This is a genomic window from Pseudarthrobacter niigatensis, from assembly GCF_030812615.1.
In the GTDB taxonomy this organism is placed as follows: domain Bacteria; phylum Actinomycetota; class Actinomycetes; order Actinomycetales; family Micrococcaceae; genus Arthrobacter; species Arthrobacter niigatensis.
In genome coordinates this window covers 75,133-97,065 of sequence record NZ_JAUSTB010000007.1, presented here as the reverse complement: position 1 = coordinate 97,065, position 21,933 = coordinate 75,133, and the positions used below count along the sequence as shown (strand labels likewise).

At 66.2% G+C, this 21,933-nt stretch carries 24 protein-coding genes and 1 pseudogene; 12 read left to right on the top strand and 13 right to left on the bottom strand.

All coding sequences use genetic code 11. From position 1 onward, the window contains the following. The first annotated feature begins 10 nt into the window (after nt 1-10). Nucleotides 11-1,219, top strand: a complete 1,209-nt coding sequence (locus tag J2T23_RS12285; RefSeq protein WP_141158307.1) for a cobalamin-independent methionine synthase II family protein — start codon at nt 11-13, stop codon at nt 1,217-1,219. 200 nt (nt 1,220-1,419) lie between these two features. After that, nucleotides 1,420-2,049: a uracil-DNA glycosylase family protein gene (locus J2T23_RS12280; RefSeq protein WP_307360318.1), complete on the top strand. Its 630-nt coding sequence runs from the start codon at nt 1,420-1,422 to the stop codon at nt 2,047-2,049. A gap of 74 nt (nt 2,050-2,123) precedes the next feature. On the opposite strand, the gene J2T23_RS12275 is transcribed toward J2T23_RS12280, so the two are convergent. The 3 genes from J2T23_RS12275 to J2T23_RS12265 form a co-directional block, all read right to left on the bottom strand. Then, nucleotides 2,124-2,546, bottom strand: coding sequence for a DUF3151 domain-containing protein (locus tag J2T23_RS12275; protein WP_141158309.1), 423 nt, complete (start codon nt 2,544-2,546; stop codon nt 2,124-2,126). Continuing rightward, nucleotides 2,547-3,566 carry a class II fructose-bisphosphate aldolase gene (gene fbaA / locus J2T23_RS12270; protein ID WP_141158310.1) on the bottom strand — a complete coding sequence of 340 codons (1,020 nt, stop codon included), beginning with the start codon at nt 3,564-3,566 and terminating at the stop codon, nt 2,547-2,549. 122 nt (nt 3,567-3,688) lie between these two features. Continuing rightward, on the bottom strand, nt 3,689-4,345 hold the full coding sequence (locus J2T23_RS12265) for a TrmH family RNA methyltransferase (protein WP_246857343.1): 657 nt from the start codon (nt 4,343-4,345) through the stop codon (nt 3,689-3,691). Nucleotides 4,346-4,415: 70 nt separating this feature from the next. Between J2T23_RS12265 and J2T23_RS12260 the strand changes: the two genes are divergently transcribed. Then, the gene (locus tag J2T23_RS12260; RefSeq protein ID WP_141183202.1) at nt 4,416-5,246 is read left to right on the top strand and encodes an HAD-IIA family hydrolase; all 831 of its coding nucleotides are present in this window, start codon (nt 4,416-4,418) and stop codon (nt 5,244-5,246) included. Between the two features lie 2 nt (nt 5,247-5,248). On the opposite strand, the gene J2T23_RS12255 is transcribed toward J2T23_RS12260, so the two are convergent. From J2T23_RS12255 to J2T23_RS12240, 4 genes are all read right to left on the bottom strand, one after another. Further along, on the bottom strand, nt 5,249-6,289 hold the full coding sequence (locus J2T23_RS12255) for an alpha/beta fold hydrolase (RefSeq protein ID WP_141158312.1): 1,041 nt from the start codon (nt 6,287-6,289) through the stop codon (nt 5,249-5,251). A 69-nt stretch (nt 6,290-6,358) separates the two neighbouring features. Further along, entirely contained in the window at nt 6,359-6,979 is a 621-nt protein-coding gene (locus tag J2T23_RS12250) for a hypothetical protein (RefSeq protein ID WP_141158313.1), read from the bottom strand. 83 nt (nt 6,980-7,062) lie between these two features. Continuing rightward, nucleotides 7,063-7,809 (bottom strand): GAF and ANTAR domain-containing protein, encoded by a 747-nt coding sequence (locus tag J2T23_RS12245; RefSeq protein WP_246839786.1) that lies wholly within the window; start codon nt 7,807-7,809, stop codon nt 7,063-7,065. 61 nt (nt 7,810-7,870) lie between these two features. After that, entirely contained in the window at nt 7,871-8,554 is a 684-nt protein-coding gene (locus tag J2T23_RS12240) for an ArsR/SmtB family transcription factor (protein WP_307360311.1), read from the bottom strand. A 94-nt stretch (nt 8,555-8,648) separates the two neighbouring features. Between J2T23_RS12240 and J2T23_RS12235 the strand changes: the two genes are divergently transcribed. Beyond that, nucleotides 8,649-9,278 (top strand): flavin reductase family protein, encoded by a 630-nt coding sequence (locus tag J2T23_RS12235; RefSeq protein WP_307360308.1) that lies wholly within the window; start codon nt 8,649-8,651, stop codon nt 9,276-9,278. Here the strand turns inward: J2T23_RS12235 and pyrE are convergent. Both pyrE and J2T23_RS12225 read right to left on the bottom strand, forming a co-directional pair. After that, nucleotides 9,275-9,859 (bottom strand): orotate phosphoribosyltransferase, encoded by a 585-nt coding sequence (pyrE, locus tag J2T23_RS12230; protein ID WP_168223241.1) that lies wholly within the window; start codon nt 9,857-9,859, stop codon nt 9,275-9,277. The genes J2T23_RS12235 and pyrE overlap by 4 nt on opposite strands. A gap of 48 nt (nt 9,860-9,907) precedes the next feature. After that, a pseudogene (locus J2T23_RS12225) lies at nt 9,908-11,167 on the bottom strand (FAD-dependent oxidoreductase); the annotation flags it as partial. A 75-nt stretch (nt 11,168-11,242) separates the two neighbouring features. On the opposite strand from J2T23_RS12225, the gene nadE reads away from it, so the two are divergent. Next, the gene (gene nadE, locus J2T23_RS12220) at nt 11,243-12,097 is read left to right on the top strand and encodes an NAD(+) synthase (protein WP_141183197.1); all 855 of its coding nucleotides are present in this window, start codon (nt 11,243-11,245) and stop codon (nt 12,095-12,097) included. Between the two features lie 103 nt (nt 12,098-12,200). Here nadE and J2T23_RS12215 read toward each other — a convergent pair whose 3' ends face one another. After that, complete coding sequence (locus J2T23_RS12215) at nt 12,201-12,998, bottom strand: IclR family transcriptional regulator (RefSeq protein WP_307360305.1); 798 nt, start codon at nt 12,996-12,998, stop codon at nt 12,201-12,203. A 160-nt stretch (nt 12,999-13,158) separates the two neighbouring features. On the opposite strand from J2T23_RS12215, the gene J2T23_RS12210 reads away from it, so the two are divergent. From J2T23_RS12210 to J2T23_RS12180, 7 genes are all read left to right on the top strand, one after another. Then, nucleotides 13,159-13,875, top strand: coding sequence for a CoA transferase subunit A (locus J2T23_RS12210; RefSeq protein ID WP_307360302.1), 717 nt, complete (start codon nt 13,159-13,161; stop codon nt 13,873-13,875). Nucleotides 13,876-13,943: 68 nt separating this feature from the next. After that, nucleotides 13,944-15,383 carry a short-chain fatty acid transporter gene (locus tag J2T23_RS12205; protein WP_307360299.1) on the top strand — a complete coding sequence of 480 codons (1,440 nt, stop codon included), beginning with the start codon at nt 13,944-13,946 and terminating at the stop codon, nt 15,381-15,383. Nucleotides 15,384-15,420: 37 nt separating this feature from the next. Then, on the top strand, nt 15,421-16,092 hold the full coding sequence (locus J2T23_RS12200; protein WP_307360297.1) for a CoA transferase subunit B: 672 nt from the start codon (nt 15,421-15,423) through the stop codon (nt 16,090-16,092). Then, on the top strand, nt 16,089-17,273 hold the full coding sequence (locus J2T23_RS12195; protein ID WP_307360294.1) for an acetyl-CoA acetyltransferase: 1,185 nt from the start codon (nt 16,089-16,091) through the stop codon (nt 17,271-17,273). The genes J2T23_RS12200 and J2T23_RS12195 overlap by 4 nt, the downstream gene beginning before the upstream one ends. A gap of 146 nt (nt 17,274-17,419) precedes the next feature. Continuing rightward, the gene (locus tag J2T23_RS12190) at nt 17,420-17,623 is read left to right on the top strand and encodes a cold-shock protein (RefSeq protein WP_009357211.1); all 204 of its coding nucleotides are present in this window, start codon (nt 17,420-17,422) and stop codon (nt 17,621-17,623) included. A gap of 120 nt (nt 17,624-17,743) precedes the next feature. Then, nucleotides 17,744-18,079: a hypothetical protein gene (locus tag J2T23_RS12185; RefSeq protein ID WP_307360293.1), complete on the top strand. Its 336-nt coding sequence runs from the start codon at nt 17,744-17,746 to the stop codon at nt 18,077-18,079. 64 nt (nt 18,080-18,143) lie between these two features. Beyond that, nucleotides 18,144-18,929 carry a MerR family transcriptional regulator gene (locus J2T23_RS12180; protein ID WP_141158324.1) on the top strand — a complete coding sequence of 262 codons (786 nt, stop codon included), beginning with the start codon at nt 18,144-18,146 and terminating at the stop codon, nt 18,927-18,929. Between the two features lie 36 nt (nt 18,930-18,965). Here the strand turns inward: J2T23_RS12180 and J2T23_RS12175 are convergent, their stop codons facing one another. The 3 genes from J2T23_RS12175 to J2T23_RS12165 are packed head-to-tail and all read right to left on the bottom strand — an operon-like array spanning nt 18,966 to nt 21,878. Next, nucleotides 18,966-19,742 carry an enoyl-CoA hydratase gene (locus J2T23_RS12175; RefSeq protein WP_141158325.1) on the bottom strand — a complete coding sequence of 259 codons (777 nt, stop codon included), beginning with the start codon at nt 19,740-19,742 and terminating at the stop codon, nt 18,966-18,968. Beyond that, a complete protein-coding gene (gene mmsB, locus J2T23_RS12170; RefSeq protein ID WP_307360289.1) occupies nt 19,739-20,761 on the bottom strand; it encodes a 3-hydroxyisobutyrate dehydrogenase in 1,023 nt (340 codons plus the stop codon). Before mmsB ends, J2T23_RS12175 begins: the two co-directional genes overlap by 4 nt. Continuing rightward, complete coding sequence (locus J2T23_RS12165; protein WP_307360288.1) at nt 20,754-21,878, bottom strand: enoyl-CoA hydratase/isomerase family protein; 1,125 nt, start codon at nt 21,876-21,878, stop codon at nt 20,754-20,756. The genes mmsB and J2T23_RS12165 overlap by 8 nt, the downstream gene beginning before the upstream one ends. Nucleotides 21,879-21,933: the final 55 nt, after the last annotated feature.

Genomic DNA, 21,933 nt, shown 5'->3' with positions numbered 1-21,933 from the left:
AGATTCCAGCATGCCCCTGAACACCGACCACATCCGCGTCACCCACGCCGGATCGTTGCCCCGCACCCCGGAACTCATCGCGGCCAATGCCGCCAAGGAAACCGACGGCGTCACCCCTGAATTCCTGGACCTCCTGGAAACCTCCGTGGTGGACGTGGTCCGGCGCCAGAAGGACCTCGGGATCGACATTCCCAACGACGGCGAATACGGGCACACGATGGCCAACTCCGTGGACTATGGCGCCTGGTGGAACTACTCCTTCGCACGGCTGGGCGGCCTGGAGCCAACCAATGTGGACCGCTGGGCCGATGCCCAGGTGCACCGCTCCTCCCCCGGCAACATTGTCCTGACCTCCTTCCCCGACAGGCGCGACCGGCAGGCGTTCAACGAGGCCTACAACGACCCGTCCTCGGGCATCCTGTCCCACCGCAAGAGCGTGACCCAGCCCAAGATCGCCGGACCCCTGACCTACACGGGCCAGGACCTGGTGGCATCGGACATCAAGAACCTGAAGACCGGCCTCGCCGCCGCCGGGTTGTCGGACGGCTTCGTGGCATCCCTCTCTCCCGGCTCGTGTGCCCGCGTGGCCAACGAGTACTACAAGTCCGATGAGGAACTTGTCTACGCCTGTGCCGATGCCATGCGGGAGGAATACAAGGCCATCGTCGACGCCGGCCTCACCGTGCAGCTCGACGATCCGTCCCTGGCCGAGAGCTGGGACCAGATCAATCCCGAGCCCAGCCTGGAGGACTACCTGAAGTTCATCCAGCTGCGCGTCGAGGCCACCAACTGGGCCCTCCGGGACCTGCCCCAGGAACAGATCCGGCTGCATGTCTGCTGGGGTTCCTGGCACGGCCCGCACACCACGGACATCCCTTTCGCCGACATCATCGGCTCGGTGCTGCAGGTCAACGCGGGCGCATACTCCTTCGAGGCAGCCAACGTCCGCCACGAACACGAATGGCGTGTATGGGAGGACACCAAGCTCCCCGAGGGCAAGGTCATCATCCCGGGCGTCGTGTCGCATGCCACCAACGTGGTGGAACACCCCGACCTGGTGGCTGACCGCATTGTCCGCTTTGCCGACGTCGTGGGCCGCGAAAATGTCATTGCCTCCACCGACTGCGGCCTGGGCGGCAGGGTGCACCCACAGATCGCCTTCGCCAAGCTGGAGGCCCTCGGCGAGGGTGCTCGCCGCGCCACCAGCCGCCTCTGGTAGTCCGTCGTACCGCTGCGCCGGCTGTGCCTTCCATCACCGGAAGGGGCGGCCGGCGTTTCGTTTCCCCGGGCTTGGTAAACTGGCAGAGGCCGACCAGGAATCGGCCCACCCCAACTAACCGCCGTTGATGATCCGCGCCGCCGCGCGCCCATTTTCACCGGTGGAAGCAATATCAATCCCCGCAGGAGAACCAGCACTTCATGACAGCCCTGGCCCCAGAAACATTCCACGAACAGCTCATGAGCCGCCGCTACGAACCCAGCGTTGCCGCCGTCAATGAACTGTGTGATTCCCTGCAGGAGGCCAAGCCCGGAACCGTGGTGCCCTATGTGGACCCGATGCACGACGTTGAGGAATGCCGCATCATCAGTCTGTTCTCCAACATCGGCGAGGCGGACCCGTCCGGCTTCATCACTGCCGGGGACCAGGACGCCGCGACCCGAATGCTGGGGCTCCAGTGGAAGCTGGGGCTGCGCCCCGAGTTCGTGATGCCGTGGAACGTCCACCCCTGGCACATCCCCGGCGAAGTCAACGGCAAGTTCACTCCGGACCAGATCCAGGCTGGCCTGAAGCCGCTGCTGAAGTTCCTCGCCCTGGTCCCCCGCGCCTCCGTGATCGTGGCGCACGGCACTGAAGCCAACCGCCTGGCCAACCTCCTGCTGAAGACGGAGGTGCCCCTGCTCTGGCGCCGCGGCCTGAAGACCTACAAGGTCCGGTCGCTGAGCGGCCGCGCCTTCGCCGGTTCCCCGGCGCGCCAGGAGGAATACCTCGAGGACATGCGCGCGGCCTACGCCGATGCCATGGCCCGCACAGGCATCGCCAAGCCATAAACGAACGAACGACGACGGGTGGTTACCTTTCCAGGAAAGGTAACCACCCGTCGTCGCGCTTTAATCCAAGCTTGCTACTTCGCCTCGATGGCTGCCTTCGCTGTGGGGTCCGAGTCGTTGAGGAACTTTTCGATCCGCTCCGGCTCGTCGGCCTCGCCGATGGCGGAGGACGCCCGGCCCAGGGAGTAGAGGGCACGCAGGAATCCACGGTTCGGCTCGTGCTCCCACGGGATGGGGCCTACGCCGCGCCACCCGTTGCGGCGAAGCGCGTCCAGTCCGCGGTGGTAGCCCACCCGGGCGTAGGCGTAGGAGTCGATGGTGCGCCCCTCGGCCCACGCTTCCTCGGCCAGGATCGCCCACAACAGTGAGGACGTGGGGTGCCTTTCCACCAGGTCCAGGGCCTCGTGCCCGGCCTCCAGCTGCCCGTTCACCTCGGTTTCGGCAGGCAGGAGCGTGGGCTCCGGCCCCATCAGGTTGCGGCGGAACTCGTCCGACATCTAGAAGGTCTTTCCGGCCGAACCGAGCTGCTTGGTGGCTTCCACCACGCGGGCTGCCAGGCCGGCTTCGGCGGAGGCGCCCCAGACGCGGGGGTCGTAGGTCTTCTTGTTGCCCACTTCGCCGTCGACCTTCAGGACACCGTCGTAGTTCTTGAACATGTGGTCCGCGACCGGACGGGTGTAGGCGTACTGGGTGTCGGTGTCGATGTTCATCTTGATCACGCCGTAGGAAACGGCGTCGGCGATTTCCTGGTCGGAGGAGCCGGAGCCGCCGTGGAACACGAGGTCGAACGGGTTGTCCTTGCCGATCTTGGCACCCACCTGGGCCTGGATGTCCTTGAGGATCTCCGGGCGCAGCTTGACGCCGCCGGGCTTGTAGACGCCGTGGACGTTGCCGAAGGTCAGGGCGGTGATGTAGCGGCCGTTTTCGCCGGCGCCCAGGGCGTCGATGGTGGCGAGGGCGTCCTCGACCGTGGTGTAGAGCTTGTCGTTGATGGCGTTCTCGACGCCGTCTTCCTCGCCGCCGACAGTGCCGATCTCCACCTCGAGGATCATCTTGGCGGCGGCGGTGCGGGCCAGCAGGTCGCGGGCGATCTTCAGGTTCTCCTGCAGGGTCTCGGCGGAACCGTCCCACATGTGCGAGTTGAAGAGCGGGTTCCGGCCGGCCTTGACCTCGGCCTCGGAGGCTTCCAGCAGCGGCAGGACAAAGCCGTCCAGCTTGTCCTTGGGGCAGTGGTCCGTGTGCAGGGCGATGTTCACACCGTAGTTCTTGGCCACTTCGCGGGCGAAGGCAGCGAAGCCCAGGGAACCGGCAACCATGTCCTTGGTGGAGGCGCCGGACCAGTAGGCGGCACCGCCGGTGGAAACCTGCACGATGCCGTCGGACTCTGCCTCGGCGAAGCCGCGGAGCGCTGCGTTCAGCGTCTGCGAGGACGTGACGTTGACGGCGGGGAAGGCAAATCCGCCCGCCTTCGCGCGGTCGATCATCTCGGCGTAGATCTCTGGGGTTGCAATGGGCATGCTGGCTCCTCTGCTGAGTTTCGTCTGTGGGTGGATGACCCTCAAGTAGACCGCTTACGGCTTGGCACCATCCTAGCCATTCCCCGGCGGCCCGGGTGTTTCGGGTCACGGGTTGGTAATACTCACACGCGCTGGTTGAAGACGTGCCGGCGGATCCAGGCGTGCATGGCGATGGCCGCGGCGGATGCGGCGTTGATCGAACGGGTGGAGCCGAACTGCTCGATGGAAAGGGTGGCGGCAGCGGCCTGATGGACTTCCGGGGTCAGGCCCGGGCCCTCCTGCCCGAACACCAGCACGCAGTCGCGCGGCAGCTCGTAGGTCTCCAGGGGCACAGAGTCCGGGAAAATGTCGATGCCGATGATCGCGAGCCCCTCCCCCTGCGCCCACTGGACGAAATCCTCCACCGTGGGGTGGTGGCGGACGTGCTGGTAGCGGTCGGTGACCATGGCTCCGCGCCGGTTCCACCGCCGTCGTCCGATGATGTGCACCTCTTTGGCGAGGAAGGCGTTGGCGGTGCGCACCACTGTTCCGATGTTGAGGTCGTGCTGCCAGTTTTCGATGGCCACGTGGAAGTTGTGCCGCCGCGAATCCAGCTCCGCCACGATCGCCTCATGCTTCCAGTAGCGGTATTTGTCCAGCACATTGCGCCTGTCACCGTCGGCCAGGAGGTCGGGGTCCCAATGGTCGCCTTCGGGCAGTTCCCCCTCCCAGGGCCCGACGCCGACCTCCGCCTTTGCGGGTTCGGCCTCCCCGGGCTGGTGGTCGGGTTCGTCTGTCATGCCGGGCATTTGGTTCACCCTTCAACACTAGACTGGACTCTTCGGGCAACTATCACAGGCGGAGGCAGGCATGGCAGAAGCAGACGAGGTAACAGGCAACCCTTCGGTGTACCGCAGCGGCCAGGAGATCGAGTGCTGGCTGACGGACATGGATGGCGTCCTGGTGCACGAAAACCAGCCCATTCCCGGCGCGGCCGAGCTGATCCAGCGCTGGGTGGATACGTCCAAGCGGTTCCTGGTGCTGACCAACAACTCCATCTTCACCCCGCGCGACCTTGCCGCCCGCCTGCGTTCCTCCGGCCTGGAAATTCCGGAGGAAAACATCTGGACTTCGGCGCTGGCCACGGCGCAGTTCCTCAAGGACCAGGTGCGGGGCTCAGAGTCCGGCAACCGCGCCTACACGATCGGTGAGGCGGGGCTCACGACGGCGCTGCATGAGGCCGGCTTCATCCTCACCGACCAGAACCCGGACTTCGTGGTGCTTGGCGAGACGCGCACGTACTCCTTCGAGGCCATCACCATGGCCATCCGCCTGATCCTCGCCGGTGCCCGGTTCATTGCCACCAACCCGGACGCAACCGGCCCTTCCAAGGACGGTCCCATGCCGGCGACGGGTGCCATCGCGGCCCTGATTACCAAGGCCACCGGCCGCGAACCGTACATTGTGGGCAAGCCGAACCCCATGATGTTCCGGTCTGCGATGAACCAGATCGACGCACACTCAGAGACCACCGCCATGATCGGTGACCGGATGGACACGGACATCATTGCCGGCATGGAGGCCGGCCTGCACACCGTCCTTGTCCTCAGCGGCATCACGCACAAGGACGACATCGCCGCGTACCCGTTCCGGCCCAACCAGGTGCTCAACTCCGTGGCGGACCTGAAGAACCAGATCTAGGACTAGAAGATGCTGACCCTGGATCCGCCCCGGGGCAGCGGGAAGTACTCGTCCAGGAGTCCCGTGACCAGGGGCCGGTAGACCTGCGGGTTCCAGCCCGGGCTGGCGTGGGCGGGTACCGCCCCGGTGGTCTGGAGGTTGCTTGAGACCATGTTGTCCTTGTACACCACGGCCCAGGTTTCGGACGCCGTCTCGTAGTCCACGGTGGCGTCCTTCGGGTTGCCCAGGTAGGCCATTTTGGCGGTGCCGAGCTGCCCGGCGAACTGCCTTCCCTCGAAGTGGTAGATGTAGGCGGACTCCGTCTGGACCAGCACGTTGGACGGGGCGATCGGTGAGAGCTGCTCCAGTGTCTGGTTAAGGATCTGCCGCCAGCTCCGTTCGTCCTTGTGGATGATCCGCTCCCCCAGTTCATACCCGCCGCGGAGGGTCGAGGGAAACCTGACGCCGCTCTCGTAGAGGAACACCACGCCGTCGAACCAGCTTTGGTCCAGGACGTCGTGGGCGCTGTACGGGCTGGAGTCCAGGAGGATGAACTGCACCTGGATGCCTGCCACGGCAAGGAGCCGGGCGGCCACCTGGGTGGCCAGCATGCCGCCGAAGCTGTGGCCGTAGAAGAACAGCTTGGTGATCTTTTCCACCGCGACGTACTCAGCGATCGCGCGGACGACTTCGGTGACGTCGAGGCCCAGGTTGGAATATCCGACGGCGGCGAGCCGGGCACGCTTGTTCAGGGCCCCCCGGAGCGCGTTCAGGATCCATTGCGCCTCTTCCCAGCTGGTTTTGTACCCGGGGAACAGGAACCAGCAGGCGTCCGGGTAATAGGCGTCGGCGAAGTCATCGGCAACGGACAGGATCCGGGTGGTCCGGCGCTGAGACTGCACCTCACGGGTCACCAGCATGTCGGCGGCCAGCAGTCCGGACGCGCCGGCCCCGGCAAGGAATGAACGCCGTGAGAAGCGTTTTAGGGCAGCGGCTTCGGCCAGCAGCCGGGCGTCGGAGACCCCACGCCGGCTCTGCGGATGGACCTCCCCCTCATACGGCACAGTCCTACCGTAAGCCCAGCGAAACGCGGCACCGCAATGAACGCGTGTAAACGTTCGGTGACGCCGGGGTCAGCTGGCGGCCTGGCCTTCGGTAGCCGGGAAGGGTGCCCGCGGTTCCTGCTGGCGGCGAAGGATTTCCAGCCCGATGTCGTTGTAGCGGCCCAGCAGGTCGGCGCCGTCGGGTGCCTCCGGGTTGTCCAGCAGGGCAAAGGCGGAGTCGCTGGCGAGCAGGAGTTCCTGGTCTGTGTATTCGGTCAGCGGACGCCCGTACAGCTCTTCGATCCACATCACCGGCAGTTGGGGGAATTCGCCTGCGAAGTCGCCGCCGGGAAAAAGCTCCCTGACGTCGTCGTCCATGAGGAGCGGGCGCCGGCTGGACGCTTCACCTGGCGCCCAGTCGTGGGCCGCCGGCGTGAGCTGAAGGGACACCCCGGCGGACGGGACGCCCAGCAGGAGCTTGGTGTCCATGGCGTTCAGGTCACAGCGCAGCCCGGCCAGGGCGGAGGATTCGACAAGTTCCGCCTGTGAGAGGTCGACGCAGATGCGGCAGCGGATGCCCATCCTCCGGACACGGCGGATGATGTGGACCAGTTCAGCACGGGATTCGTGGTGAAGGGCTCCCCGGACTTCAATCCGGACGATGTCCGCCGGGACATCGAGGTTAACGAGTGCGTCTAGCGCGCGGTCCATAGGTACTCCAAAAGAGGTTCTATGGCCGACGGCTCAACCTCCGCAAGCCTAACCCTCCCCGGGGCCACGGCACAACCTGCCGCTCAGGCCCGCGGACCCTGGCTGACTTTGCCGGGCTCCTGGTAGTGGGTACGCGCACCGGAGCCGCCCACCGAATCCACCAGCGACTTGGCGATGTCCCGAAGTTTGGTATTGCTGTTGCTGGACGCCTCGGTAAGGATTTCGACGGCGGCTTCCTGGCTGCACCGGTTCTGCGCCATGACGATGCCGATGGCGATGTCGATGATGGTCCGCGATTCCAGCGTGGCCCGGAGATTGGATGCACTGTCGGCGTGCAGCGAGAACCTGACAGCGAGCCGCAGGGCTTCGGAGATCTCCCGGGTGAAGTCCCGTGCCCTGTCCGCGGCGGGGCCGTCAAACTTGTGCGGGGCGTCGGAGTAGAGGTTCAGTGCGGCCTTGGCCTCCCCCTGCAGGTTGAACGGCAGGGAAAGCACCGAGCGCAATCCGTGGGAGGCAACCGCAGACGCGTAGTCCGGACCCCAGCGGTCCTCCTGCAAAAGGTCGGGGACGTGGACTTCGCGCTCTTCCTTTGCCGCGGTCAGGCAGGGACCCTGGGCCAGGGAGTACTGGATTTCATCCACTTCCCGCGCAGTCTCGCTGCTCCAGCCAATGGTGGCTGCCTTGCGGTCGCGGAGCAGTGTGATGCCGCACAGGGCATCGTCGCCGTCGCCTGCCATCTGGTGCGCGGAGAAGCGAGCCAGTTCATTAAGGAAGTCCTCGAAATCAGCGCTTTCCAGGATGAGGTTCTGGACCTGGTCGGTTGCGCTCAAAGGCTGTTGTGGGGGGAGCAAGATGCATGGTCTCCAAGCAACTGAAAAGTGTTAACGCACATCATAAATCAGCGCCGATGCCCGCTCCAAGCGCATCGGCCAGTCCAAAGCCGGCAAGCTGCCCGGCTCCCAGTTCGGTCAGGACAACGGAGCGGGGATGCGATCCGCGCTTGAGCCACCCGGACGACAGTGCGTGCCCGGTGAAAAGATCCGGCAGCAAGCCGGCCGCATGGTCTAAGCGCTCGGTCCAGTCAAGGCAGGGCCGCACGAGCGGGCGTGGCGGCTTGGTCGGCAGGCGCAAGCCAATCGATTCCGCCCAGGCAAAACCCTGCGCGGTTAGTTCCCAGCCGGAGGAGATGAATCCCTCACTCTGCCACAGGACACACAGGTTGACACCCAATACCCCGGCCAGATGCTGGTAGCAGGTTCGGGCGCGCTGCAGTTCATGCTGATGCCTGCGCCCGCGGTACGTCGAGGGAAACTCCGGCCCCGACGAAGGACTGAGACGGACCAGTGCTTCCACTGCATCCGCAACACCTTGGTTCTTCAGCCGCACATACCGGTGCCGGCCCTGGCGCACTTCGTCCAGCAGGCCTACATCAACGAGGTGGTTCAAATGCGTGGTGGCTGTGCCTTTGCTGATCCCCGCGCAGCCCGCAAGTTCCGTCGCTGTCCAGGCGCGGGCATCCATGAGGGCGACCAGGATCCGGGCCCGCGACGGTTCCCCCATGGCCTTGGCCATCATGGCAAGGTCCTCCGCCCAATACGCTGTCATGTATCCATCCTGCCCGGGGAATCGTTTGTCCGTCCTCAAACTTTCCGGCAGGAACGATGGACCCATGTTCACAACCATCTCCCCCAGCGTCCACTACTTCGGCTCCCTGGTGGCCCTGCTGACAACCGGCAACCCGGATGGCACCACCAACATCACGCCCATATCCTCTGCCTGGTCGCTGGGGGACCACTACGTCCTGGGCCTCAGCTCCCATCATCAGGGCTACCGCAACCTGATCCGCACCAAGGAAGTGGTGCTCAATTTGCCGGAGGACTCCATGGCACCCGCAATTGAACGGATTTCCATGACCACCGGCAGCGAACCGGTCCCGGCAGTGAAGGCCGGCGACTACCGCACGGCGCACGACAAGTGGGCCTTGGCAGGATGGGACCCGATGCCTGGCGTGGAGGTCGCTCCCAACCGCATTGCGCAATGCCCGGTCCACATCGAGGCGGCCCTGGTCAACTCGTGGTGCTTGGAGGACGACCTCCACGCAGTCCAGGTGCGCGTCCAGCAGGTGCATGTCCGCGATGACCTGGCGCTCGATCCATCCCGGGTGGACGTGCGAACCTGGCAGCCCATGTTCTATACGTTCCGCCACTATTTTGGAAAAGGAAGCCATCTCGGCCAAAACGTGAGGGCGGAGCAGAAGCTCACTGCCCAAACCAGCGGCCCGTCCGGCCGCCGGGGCTAAGCCAGCCCCAGTTCGTCCTTGCCGAACGCGAACAGGTAGGGGACGCCGGTTTCGGCTTCGATCTTCTCCTTGGCGCCGGTGTCGCGGTCCACGATCACGGCCACCGCCACGACGTTGCCGCCCGCTTTCCGGACGCCTTCCACCGCGGTCAGTGCGGAACCTCCAGTGGTAGACGTGTCCTCCAGGACCAGCACTTTGCGGCCTTCAACGGAGGGGCCCTCCACCTGGCGGCCCATGCCGTAGGACTTCTGGGCCTTCCGGACCACGAACGCGTCCACGGTCCGGCCGGCGTCGACGGCCGCGTGCATGACCGCGGTGCCCACGGGGTCGGCGCCCATGGTGAGGCCTCCGGCGCACTCGAAGTCGATGCCGGCGTCGTCTGCCAGGGCCAGCATGACCTGCCCCACCAGCTTGGACGCTTCATGGTGCAGGGTGATGCGGCGCAGGTCGATGTAGTAATCGGCCTCGGCTCCGCTGGAGAGGATCACCTTGCCGCGGACCACGGCGAGTTCCTTGATCAGTTCGAGCAGTCGGGCGCGGGCAGCCGCGGTGTCTACCGCAGTGTCAGTGGGCGAAGTCATGGCCCCAAGTTTAGTGGGTGGCGGGACGGTGAGCGGGCGGGCGAAGCCAGGGGCGTGCTCCGGGCGGGGACCGATGGCAACCATCCTCGGCAGGACGCGCTTCACCACAGGATTGTGGCGCAGGATGAACAAGAGGATGCGCTGGACGGGAAACAGGGTTCGGGCATCCCTGCCGGCCAGCATGTCTCCGGACAGGGTCCCCGCGAAAAGTGGAACGAACACCACACGGTGCATGATCCGCTGCACGGTTTGGACCACCACCGTGGGCATGCGGCGCCGGCGCTGGATCGCAGCAAGGGTCCTGGTCCGAACGTGCCCCTGGCGCAGGTCCGGGGCCAGGCGTTCCGCGGCCGCAACGGCGTCCTGGATCGCCAGGTTGATGCCCACACCGCCCGCGGGCGACATCGCGTGCGCAGCATCGCCAATGCACAGGAACCCGTCCCTGTACCAGCGCCGCAGCCGGTTCAGCCTGACGTCCAGCCAATGCAGGTCCGCCACGCTGCGGATCGAATCAACACGGTCGGCGAGGTCGGGACGGAGTGCTGCCACCCGTTGGCGGAACCGTTCCACGCCGCCTTCCCGGATCCTGGCGTCCGAGCCCTTGGGCGCAAGGTAGCCCATTTGGTAGTAGTCGGTGCGGTTGAGCGCAATCATGGCGTCCCGGTTTCCCAGCGAGGGCACCACGCCCGCAACGTCGCCCTTTTCCGCGGGGTGGCGGGGAATTTTGAACCACCAGGTATCGAAGGGCACCGGGTACTCCTTGGCCCTCATTCCGGCAGCCTGGCGCAACACCGAATGCCGGCCGTCGGCGGCCACCACAACGTCGGCAGGCAGCACGCGTTCAACGTCATCGGCGGCGTCTCCGGTGGAGCGGTAGCGCACCCCGGTGACGCGCCCGCCGTCGAACTCCAGGCCGGTGGCTTCTGTCTCCATGAGCAGGGTGAACGTCGGTTCGGCGGCGGCGGCCGAGGCGAGGAAATCCAGGAAGTCCCATTGGGGCATCATGGCCACGTAGTTGTACGGGGGTTTCAAGGAGTCGAAAGCCGCCAGCGTGACCATCCCGGCACCGGGAACCGGGACGGCGACATTGTTCAGCCGGCTTTGCGGCAGTGCCCGGAATCCGGCGCCCAGGCCCAGTTCGTCGATCAGCCGGATGGTGGACGCGTGCACGGTGTCGCCGCGGAAGTCGCGCAGGAAATCCCGGTGCTTTTCCAGGACCGCCACGTGCACTCCTGCCCGTGCCAGCAGCAGGCCAAGCATCATTCCTGCCGGGCCACCGCCCACCACGGCACATCCCGTGCGCTCCATGCCATAAAGCTACGCCGCGCAGGGGCCGGCCGGAACAGTTGAGGGTTGTTGACAGCGCTGGCTAGGCTGGACATCATGCGCGAACTCCAGGCCAAGATCATTGAAGAAATGGGCGTTCAGCCCCGGATCGATCCCGCAGGGGAGGTGCGCAAACGCGTCACTTTCCTCAAGGAATACTTGAAGGCCACCCACACCAAGGGCTTTGTCCTGGGCATCTCCGGCGGCCTCGATTCCTCGCTCGCCGGAAGGCTTGCCCAGCTGGCGGTTGATGAGCTTGGAGCCGAAGGCGTGGAAGCCAACTTCGTTGCGGTCCGCCTCCCCTACGGCGTGCAGCACGATGAGGAGGACGCCCAGGCAGCCCTGGACTTCATCAAGGCCAAGACGGAATGGACGTTCAACATTTCGGCAGCGGTGGACGGCTTTGAGGACGAGTTCGAGAAGACCGTGGGCTCGGAAATCTCCGACTTCCACAAGGGAAACACCAAGGCACGCACCCGGATGATCGCCCAATATGCGCTGGCCGGGGAGTTCAACTACCTGGTGATTGGCACCGACCACGGCGCGGAGTCGGTCACGGGCTTCTTCACCAAGTACGGCGACGGCGGTGCGGACATCCTGCCCCTGTTCGGCCTGAACAAGCGGCAGAACCGGGCCCTCCTGGCTGAACTGGGTGCACCGGCACGCGTGTGGGAGAAGGTGCCCACCGCAGACCTGCTGGATGACCGGCCGGGCCGCACGGATGAGGACGAGCTGGGCATCAGCTACGACCAGATTGATGACTACCTCGAAGGCCGCCAGGTCCCGGACGCGGTGGCCGAATCCATCGAGCAGAAGTACCTCCGGACCCGCCACAAGCGCACCGTGCCGGTGACCATCTTTGACACATGGTGGAAGGGCGAAGGTCCCGTGGAGCCCCGCGCCGGGCTGTAGCCCCCGCCCCCTGCTGATTTTCCCCACCTTCGGGGAGTACGACGGCGGGCCGCGCCAAAAAGCCCAGCCCGCCGTCGTCGTGCACGGACAAAGCCGGGGAGACTCAGCGGGTGCGCCGTCCGCCGTCCGCTGACCCGCCCAGCTGCTGCGTGATCCGGTGGGCCTCCGCCATCAGCAGTCCGCCCAGCTCCTCCTGCCGTTCAGGCTTGAACCGTGGTTCGATGCCCGTCAGCGACAACGCCCAGGCGGGGCGCCCTGACCTGTCGAAGACCGCAGCGCCCATCCCCCAGCTACCTTCCAGGACCAGCCCCGGGTTCACCGAGTAGCCGGCCAGCCTGGTCCGGGCCAGGTTCTTCCGGACAAGATCGACCGTATGGTTCGCCGCGAAGGCGCCGGCGTGCTCCGGCCACCGGCCCAGCAGCTCCTCCTGCTCATCCGTGGGCAGGAAGGACAGGATGGCTGTCCCGGCCGACGCGACGCCCAACGGGAAACGAACTCCTTCGTGCAGGACAAAGGACCTGACGGGGAAGGTACCCTCCTCACGCAGCAGGCACACCGTCTCATTACCGCGGCGGATGGAGAAGAAGGCACTCTCCCCCGTGGCCTGGGCAAGCCTGCGCAGGCTGGGCCGGGCGATGTCCTCCATGGGGAACCGGGCCGATGCCACCGATCCCATGAGCAGGATTTCCGGGCCCAGGACCCAGTTGCCAGTGACGGGATCGTGGTCCAGCAGGCCTTCCGCGGCGAGCGACGCCAGGAGCCGGTGGACGGTTGGCCGGGTAAGGCCTGATTCCCGGACGAGGACCGCGAGCGGCATCCCCTCGGCGCTGCAGCCCACCAGCCGCAGCAGTCCCGCGATCCGTGCCACCACCTGCGCGCCCTGCACCGGCGTTGATGCCATCACGTCCCCTTGTCCACAATATGGATTGTTTTAGCTCTGCTGTCCATACTGTATGGCATTTTCCAGTGATTCTTGACACGTTCTCCGCGACGGCCGTAGTCTCCAAACTCAGATCCCAACCGTCCACAAAGTGGACTACTGCGCTCAACGAGGAGACGACATGAAGAAACTCCAGGCTTCTGCCGCCACCGCCCTGGAGGGGGCACTGCAGGACGGCATCACCCTCGCCGTCGGCGGGTTTGGCTTGAGCGGCATCCCGGCCGACCTGATCGAGGCCGTCCGCGACTCCGGCGTCCGTGACCTCACGGTGGTCTCCAACAACATGGGCGTGGACGGCAAAGGACTCGGCATCCTTATCGAAGCGGGCCAGGTCCGCAAGGTGGTCGCCTCCTACGTGGGCGAGAACAAGCTGTTCGCCGAGCAGTACCTCGCAGGCAAGCTGGAGGTCGAGTTCACCCCGCAGGGCACCCTGGCCGAGCGCCTCCGCGCCGGCGGCGCCGGAATCCCGGCCTTCTACACCAAAACAGGTGTCGGCACCCTGGTGGCCGAGGGCAAGCCGCACGAGGTGTTCGACGGCGAAACGTACGTCCGCGAGCGCGCCATCGTTGCCGACGTCGCCCTGGTCCACGCCCACACCGCGGACACGGACGGCAACCTGACCTACCGCTACACGGCCCGGAACTTCAATCCAATAGTGGCCACGGCCGGGATCCTGACCGTCGCCGAGGCCGAGGTGATCGTGGCGCCCGGCGAACTGGACCCGAACCACATCGCCACGCCCGGCGTCTTTGTCCAGCGGCTGGTGCAGGCCACGGAGCGGATCAAGGACATCGAGCAGCGCACGGTCCGGCAGCGAACCGGCCTCGTCTCCGCCTGACCGGGCCCACGCCCGACCGGGCCCACGCCTGCCCCTGATCCACAGCACTCAATGGAGAAACAACCCTCATGACCACCACGCAAACCGACCACCCGGACGTCCGCCAGAAGGGTTTGGCCCGGATGGCTGAAACGCTGGCCGGCTGGACGCAGAAGTGGTTCCCTGACGCGTACATCTTCGCCCTCGCCGGCGTCGTGCTGGTGGCCATCGCGGCGCTGGCCATCGGCGCCTCGCCCAAGGCCGTCGTTGATTCCTTCGGCAACGGGTTTTGGGACCTGACGGCGTTCACCCTCCAAATGGCCATGGTGGTATTGACCGGCTATGTGGTGGCCACGTCGCCGCCCGTGGCCAGGCTGATTGACCGGCTGGCGCAGGTGCCCAACTCCGCGCGCACCGCCGTCAGCTTCGTGGCTGTCCTGTCCATGTCCGTGTCATTCGTGAACTGGGGCCTGAGCCTGATCTTCGGCGGCCTCCTGGCGCGGGCGGTGGCCCGGCGGGCAGACCTGCATGTGGACTACCGGGCCCTCGGCGCCGCAGCCTTCATGGGTTTGGGCGCCGTGTGGGCCCTAGGCATGTCCTCCTCCGCGGCACAGCTGCAGGCCACCAAGGCCTCTATTCCCCCGGCGCTGCTCAAGGTCACAGGCGTCCTGGATTTCGGCACCACCATTTTCACCTGGCAGTCCCTGCTGACCCTGCTCATCCTCATGGTCCTCACCACGGTGATCGCACACTTTTCCGCACCGACGGGAAGCGCCGTGAAGACGGCGGCCGATCTCGGCGTGGACCTCGATGACCAGCCCGAACCGCCGGCCGAAAAGTCCCGGCCCGGCGAATGGCTGGAATACAGCAGGGTCCTGCCCATCCTGGCCGGCGTGCTCACCCTGGGCTGGCTGGTGTCCCATCTGCTGACCCTGCCCATCCTCAGCGTGGTCAGCTCACTCAACGGCTACCTCCTGGTCTTCCTGATGCTGGGGCTGGTCCTGCACGGAACCCCGCGGAAATTCCTGCAGTCTGTCACCAAGGCGGTCCCGGCCACGGCGGGAATCCTGGTGCAGTTTCCGCTGTATGCCGCGATGGCCGCCATCCTGACCAAAGCCACCGGCGCCGGGGGCCTGTCGGTATCCGAGCACCTGGCCCACTTCTTCACCAGCATCGGCGGCAACGGGGCGTTCGCCGTCATCATCGCCATCTACACGGCCATCCTGGGCATGTTCGTCCCGTCCGGCGGTGGAAAGTGGCTGGTGGAGGCACCGTACGTCATGCAGTCCGCCACGGACGTGAACATGAATCTTGGCTGGACCGTGCAGATCTACAACATGGCCGAGGCCCTGCCCAACCTGGTCAACCCGTTCTTCATGCTCCCGCTGCTTGCCGTGCTGGGCCTGCGCGCCCGGGACCTGGTGGGCTTCACGTTCCAGCAATTCCTGTTCCACCTGCCGGTGGTGCTGCTGCTCGCGTGGCTGCTGGGCATGACGTTCGAGTTCGTGCCGCCGGTAATACCCAACTAATCCAACGAGAACAGCTAGAAGACCAAGGAGAAACCCCATGGGATGGACCAGGGATGAAATGGCTGCAATCGCGGCCGCGGAACTGAACGACGGCGACTACGTGAACCTGGGGATCGGCATTCCCACGCTGGTGGCCAACAACCTGCCCGAGGGGGTGCGGGTGGTCCTGCAGAGCGAGAACGGCCTGCTGGGCATGGGCCCGTTCCCCTACGAGGGCGAAGAGGACGCGGACCTGATCAATGCCGGCAAGCAGACTGTCACGGTATTGCCGGGCGGCAGCATCTTCGACTCGGCCACCTCGTTCGGCATGATCCGCGGCGGGCACGTGAAGGTAGCCATCCTCGGCGCCATGCAGGTCTCCGGCAACGGGGACCTGGCCAACTGGACCATCCCCGGCAAGATGGTCAAGGGCATGGGCGGTGCCATGGACCTGGTGGCAGGAACCCCGCGCGTGGTGGTCCTCACCGAGCACAACACCAAGGACGGCACCGCGAAGATCGTCCGCGAGTGCACGCTGCCGCTGACCGGGCTCAGCTGCGTGGACCGGATCGTGAGCGACCTCGCCGTGTTCGACCTGTACAAAACGGACGACGGCGGGCGGCAGCTGACGCTGACGCGCCTGGCACCGGGGGTCACCGAAGAGGAGATCCGTACGAAGACGGAAGCGGACTTCGAGGTCCGCCTTGATAACGAGGACGTGGCAGCATGAGCCTGAAGGAACAGTTTGGCAAGGACGTCCTGCTCACCGGCTGGGGCCACAGCCGGTTTGGCAAGCTGGCGGAGGAGACCCTCGAGTCCCTGATCGTCCAGGTGGCCACCGAAGCGATCGGCAACGCCGGAATCGAACCCGGGCAGATCGACGAGATCTACATCGGCCAGTTCACTTCGGGCATGATGCCGCTGGCGTTCCCGTCTTCGCTGGGCCTGCAGGTCTCTCCGGCCCTGGCTAACGTACCCTCCACCCGGGTCGAAAACGCCTGCGCCTCCGGCTCTGCCGCCTTCCAGCAGGGCACCAAGTCGCTGCTGGCCGGCACTGCCCGGACCGTCCTGGTGATCGGCGCCGAGAAGATGACCCACGCCGGTGCAGACGTGGTGGGCGCGGCGCTGCTCGGCGCTGACTATGACATGGCCGGCAAGCCCTCCACCACCGGTTTCACCGGGCTCTTCGCCGAGGTCGCGAAGCACTACGAGAAGCGGTACGGGCCGGTCTCCGACGTCCTGGGCACCATCGCGGCCAAGAACCACCGCAACGGCGTGGACAACCCCTACGCCCAGCTCCGCAAGGACCTCGGCGAGGAGTTCTGCCGGACCGTCTCGGACAAGAACCCCATGGTGGCCGATCCCCTGCGCCGCACCGACTGTTCGCCCGTCTCCGACGGTGCGGCCGCCGTCGTGCTGTCCGTTTCCCCCACCGGGGGCGCCACCGCCCCGGTCCGGCTCGCGGGCTTCGGCCAGGCCAATGACTTTTTCCCCGCCGAGCGCAGGGACCCCACCGCGTTCGCCGCAACCCGCACCTCCTGGCAGCGGGCGATGGCGATGGCCGGCGTGGGCCTGGCGGACCTCGATTTTGCCGAGGTGCACGACTGCTTCACCATCGCCGAACTGCTCATGTACGAGGCCATCGGCCTGGCAGAGCCCGGCCAGGGCGCCCGCGCTATCGAGGAAGGCTGGGTATTCAAGGACGGCAAGCTTCCCATCAACGTCTCCGGCGGCCTGAAGGCCAAGGGCCACCCCGTGGGGGCAACTGGAGTCTCCCAGCACGTCATTGCGGCCATGCAACTCACCGGTACAGCCGGGGACATGCAGATCGCGGGGGCGCGCCGGGCCGCTGTGCAGAACATGGGCGGAGTGGGCATTGCCAACTACGTCAGCGTCCTGGAATCGGTGTAAACGCGCAGGCTAATGGCGCTTTTTATCGCGCCTACCCTTGCACCCGGGGCCTGCGCCCCGTACGTTGGGGACTGTGGGGGACTAACTCCCGCGCACCCCGGGACGATTCCGGGGAGAGAATCAGAGTCACATGAAGGAATGCAGCCATGGCAACAGGCACAGTTAAATGGTTCAACGCCGAAAAGGGTTTTGGCTTCATTGCCCCCGATGACGGGTCCGCTGACGTATTCGCCCACTACTCGGCAATCGCCACCAGCGGCTACCGCTCACTGGACGAGAACCAGAAGGTCGAATTCGATGTGACCCAGGGCCCCAAGGGCCCGCAGGCAGAGAACATCCGCCCGCTCTAAGTCTTCGGCGGCCACCGGCACAGGCCGGGACCCCATTCAGCGGCTCCCCCAACGTCAGTTGGGGGAGCCGCTTTCTTGTGCCGCCACTCTTCGGCTTCCCACATTTGGGATAATTGATTCATGACTCGACAGGACCAGGACAGGGACCCGTGGGAGGAGTTCGACTCCCTCGGCCCAGCAGCGCCGGACCTCATCCCCGGGCAGCCCGGCGGGGAGCCGCACGGCTTTGGGTTCCGGACCGGGGTCCGCAGCGCCCGCGTGGCCGTAGGCTTCGCCATCTATGCGCTTGCCCTGGGAACCGTCCTGGCCCTGACGGGATGCATCGTCTTCATCAGCCGCCAGCAGTGGCTCCTGCTGGGCCTCATGGTGCTCATTGAGGCCATCTTTGTTTTTTCGTTCACCCGGCTTGTGGCCCAGGCCAGGCACCGGGCCCCACGGGTCCGCCGGACCGGCTGAACACCACGCGCCGTTTTGACATTGTTGTTGACCTTGACGCAGCGTCAACCCTTAGGCTCGCAGCATGCAGGATTCTTCCAACACCGGCGGCAGTGACTGGTCCATCCAGGACGTAGCCAGGATCGCCGGCACCACCAGCCGCACGCTCCGTCACTATGACGACATCGGCCTGCTGAAGCCCAGCCGGGTAGGCCACAACGGCTACCGCTATTACGACGGCGCCACCCTCCTCCAGTTGCAGCGGATCCTGTTGCTGCGCGAACTGGGCCTGGGTTTGCCGGCCATCGCGGAAGTCTTCCACCGCGAGGCGGATCCGGTGGCAGCGCTGGGCCGGCACTTGGAATGGCTGGGCCAAGAGCAACAGCGGCTGGCCCGGCAGGCGGAGTCCGTGCGGCAAACAATCGAAACAGTAAAGGCAGGAGGCCAGCTGATGGCTGAGGACATGTTCAAGGGCTTCGACCACACGCAGTACAAGGATGAAGTTGAAGAACGGTGGGGCAAGGACGCCTACGCGGCATCCGATAAGTGGTGGCGCGGCATGGGGGCTGCCCAGAAACAGGAGTGGAAGTCCCACGCGGAGGAGCTTGGCCGGGACTGGAAGGCTGCTGCGGCTGCGGGCGTTCCTGCGGACGGCCCGGAAGCGCGCGAACTGGCAGGGCGGCATGTTGCGTGGCTGAAGTCCATCCCGGGAACACCTGCCGCTGGGAGCGGCGGCGATGTCCGGGGATACGTCACCGGGCTGGCCGACATGTACGTGGAGGACCCCCGTTTCGCCGCCAATTACGGTGGGGCTGAGGGGGCCCGCTTCGTCCGGGAGGCCCTGCACAGCTTCGCCGCACAGTACCTCTAGGCGGCGCCTGCCGGCAGGGCGAATCAGCTGCCGGGTCTACCGGTGCTTGAATTCCGGCTGGCGCTTTTCGGTGAACGCCGCCATGCCTTCCTTCTGGTCCTCCGTGGCGAACAGGGAGTGGAAGAGCCGCCGTTCGAACACCACTCCCTGGGCCAGCCCGGTTTCGAAAGCGGCGTTCACGGCTTCCTTTGCCGCCATCGCCGCGGGCTTTGACTTTTCGGCGATGACGCCGGCCACCTTGAGTGCTTCGGACACCACCTCTGCCGCCGGAACCACCCGGGACACCAGCCCGCACCGGTCCGCTTCCTCCGCGTCGATGAACCGTCCGGTGAGGATCATGTCCATGGCCTTGGCCTTGCCCACAGCCCTGGTCAGGCGCTGCGAGCCGCCCATGCCGGGGAGTACGGCAAGGTTGATTTCCGGCTGCCCGAACTTTGCGTTGTCCCCGGCGATGATCAGGTCGCACATCATGGCCAGTTCGCAGCCGCCGCCCAGGGCGAAGCCGGACACCGCCGCGATGGTGGGGATACGCAGCCGGGTGAGCTCCTCCCAGCCCCGGAACCAGTCCGCGACGTACATGTCCATGTAGCCCTGGTCCGCCATCTCTTTGATGTCGGCTCCCGCGGCGAAGGCCTTTCCGGAGCCCGTGATCACCACCGCGCCCACGCCGGGATCGGAATCCATGGCCGTCACGGCGGCCACCACCTCCTCCATGGTGGCCTTGTTCAGCGCATTCAGTGCCGCGGGCCTGTTCAGCGTCACCAGTCCGACCCTGCCCTGCTGCTCCACCAGGATGTTGGCGTACTCCGTCATTCCGGACTCCCGTCGTCGTATGCTGTTATGGCCGGACGCCGGCCCGGCACCTCCGTGCCACCGGCCCCTGCGGGCCCGTCCCCGGCCTGCGGCTCCGATGCGCCGCGGATGTCCGTGATGATGGCGGAGAAGTCGCGGCCCGCTCCGCCCTCCGCGGCAAACCTATCGTAAATACGCGCAGCGAGCGCTCCCATCTGTCCCGCCACCCCGGTGCTGTCCAGGGCGTTGACGGCAAGGTTGAGGTCCTTGGCCATGAGGGCGGAGGCAAAACCCGGCTGGTAGTCCCTGTTGGCCGGGCTGGAGGGCACCGGTCCGGGCACGGGGCAATTGGTGGTCAGCGCCCAGCACTGGCCTGACGCGGCGGAAGCGACGTCGAACAGGGCCTGGTGCGTCAGCCCCAGCTTCTCCCCCAGCACGAACGCTTCGCTGACCGCGATCATCGAGACGCCCAGGATCATGTTGTTGCAGATTTTGGCGGCTTGTCCGGCTCCGTGGGCGCCGCAGTGCACCACCCGCCTGCCCATCACTTCCAGGAGCGGCAGCACTTCCTCGAAGCCCGCCGCGTCGCCGCCGGCCATGAAGGTCAGAGTGCCTGCCTCGGCTCCCACCACGCCGCCGGAAACGGGGGCGTCAACGGAACGGTGGCCCGCTTCAATGGCCAGCCGGGCAGCTTCCCGTGCTTCGTCGACGTTGATGGTGGAGCAGTCAAGGAACATGGTTCCCGGTGGCGCGGCGGCCAGGAGTCCGGGCTCCCCCGGCTGCCCGGGATGTCCGGGGTTGCCCCGGTAAGCGTCCAGGACATGCCGGCCGCTGGGGAACATGGTCAGTACCACGTCGGCGCCGGCAAGTGCTTCGACGGCGGTGGCCGCCACTGGCACACCCTGCACCCGGGCCGCTTCCATGGCTGCGGGCACCACGTCGAACCCGGTCACCCGGTAACCGGCGCGGACCAGGTTCAAGGCCATGGGACCGCCCATGTGCCCAAGGCCAAGGAACGCCACGCTGCCGTTCTCAGGCATGGTCCGCCTCCGTCACTTCCAGGTCCGTTCCGGGTTGCAGGTCCAGTTCCCGGCCGTCCAGCGGCTGGAAGAACCTGTCCACCTGGCCCGGCAGCACCTCTGCCAGCGTGGCCGGCTTCCACTGCGGGTTCCTGTCCTTGTCCACCACCTGGGCACGGATACCTTCGCGGAAATCAGGGCCGGCAAGGAACCGCAGCCCGGCCCGGTACTCCTGGGCAAGGGCCTCGTCAAGGGTCAGCTTCGCGGCCCGGCGCAGTGATGCCAGGGTGACTTTGACCGACGTGGGTGACTTGGCTTCGATGGTGTCCGCCGCCGCCGTGGCGTCTTCCCGGCCGGGGCCGGTCCATGCCCGGAGCCGGGCAACGATGTCCCCGGCATCGTCGGTGGCGTAGCAGGCATCGATCCAGTCCCGCTGCCCGGCCAGGGCAGAAGGCGGGGACTGCTCAGCATAACGGGCGACGACGGCTTCCGGGGTTTCAGATTCCAGTTCCGCCACCAGGCGGGGCAGCGACTGGGACGGGACGTAGTGGTCGGCAAGGCCCAGGAACAAGGCGTCCCCCGCTGCCAGGTGGGCGCCGGTCAGCGCCGCATGGGTTCCCGTCTCGCCCGGTGCGCGGGACAGCAGGAAGGTGCCGCCGACGTCCGGCGCGAACCCGATGGTGGTTTCAGGCATCCCCATCCTGGTCCGTTCGGTGACCACGCGGACGTTCCCGTGCGCCGAGATACCCACCCCACCGCCAAGGACCAACCCGTCCATAAGGGCGACGTACGGCTTGGGGTACCGGGCGATGAGCGAGTTCACCCGGTACTCGGTCTGCCAGAAGTCAGCAGTCCGGGTTCCGCCGTGAAGGATGTCCCGGTAGATGGCCACGATGTCACCGCCCGCGCACAGGCCACGCTCCCCAGCGCCCTGTACCAGGACGGCGGCTACGTCGTCGTCCTTGACCCACGCGGTGAGCTGCCGCAGGAGCAGGTCCACCATCCCCTCGGTGAGCGCATTGACCGCCCGGGGCCGGTTGAGGGTGACCACACCGAGCCGGCCGCGGTGGCCAAAGAGCACCTCCGCGCCGCCGTTTCCTGCACTGCTGTCCGTTGTGGTGCCCGTGGCTGCGGTCATCGGCTGGTGCTCCTTCGCATGGTGGCCGGCATGTGATCCAGGCCATTCTGGTGCG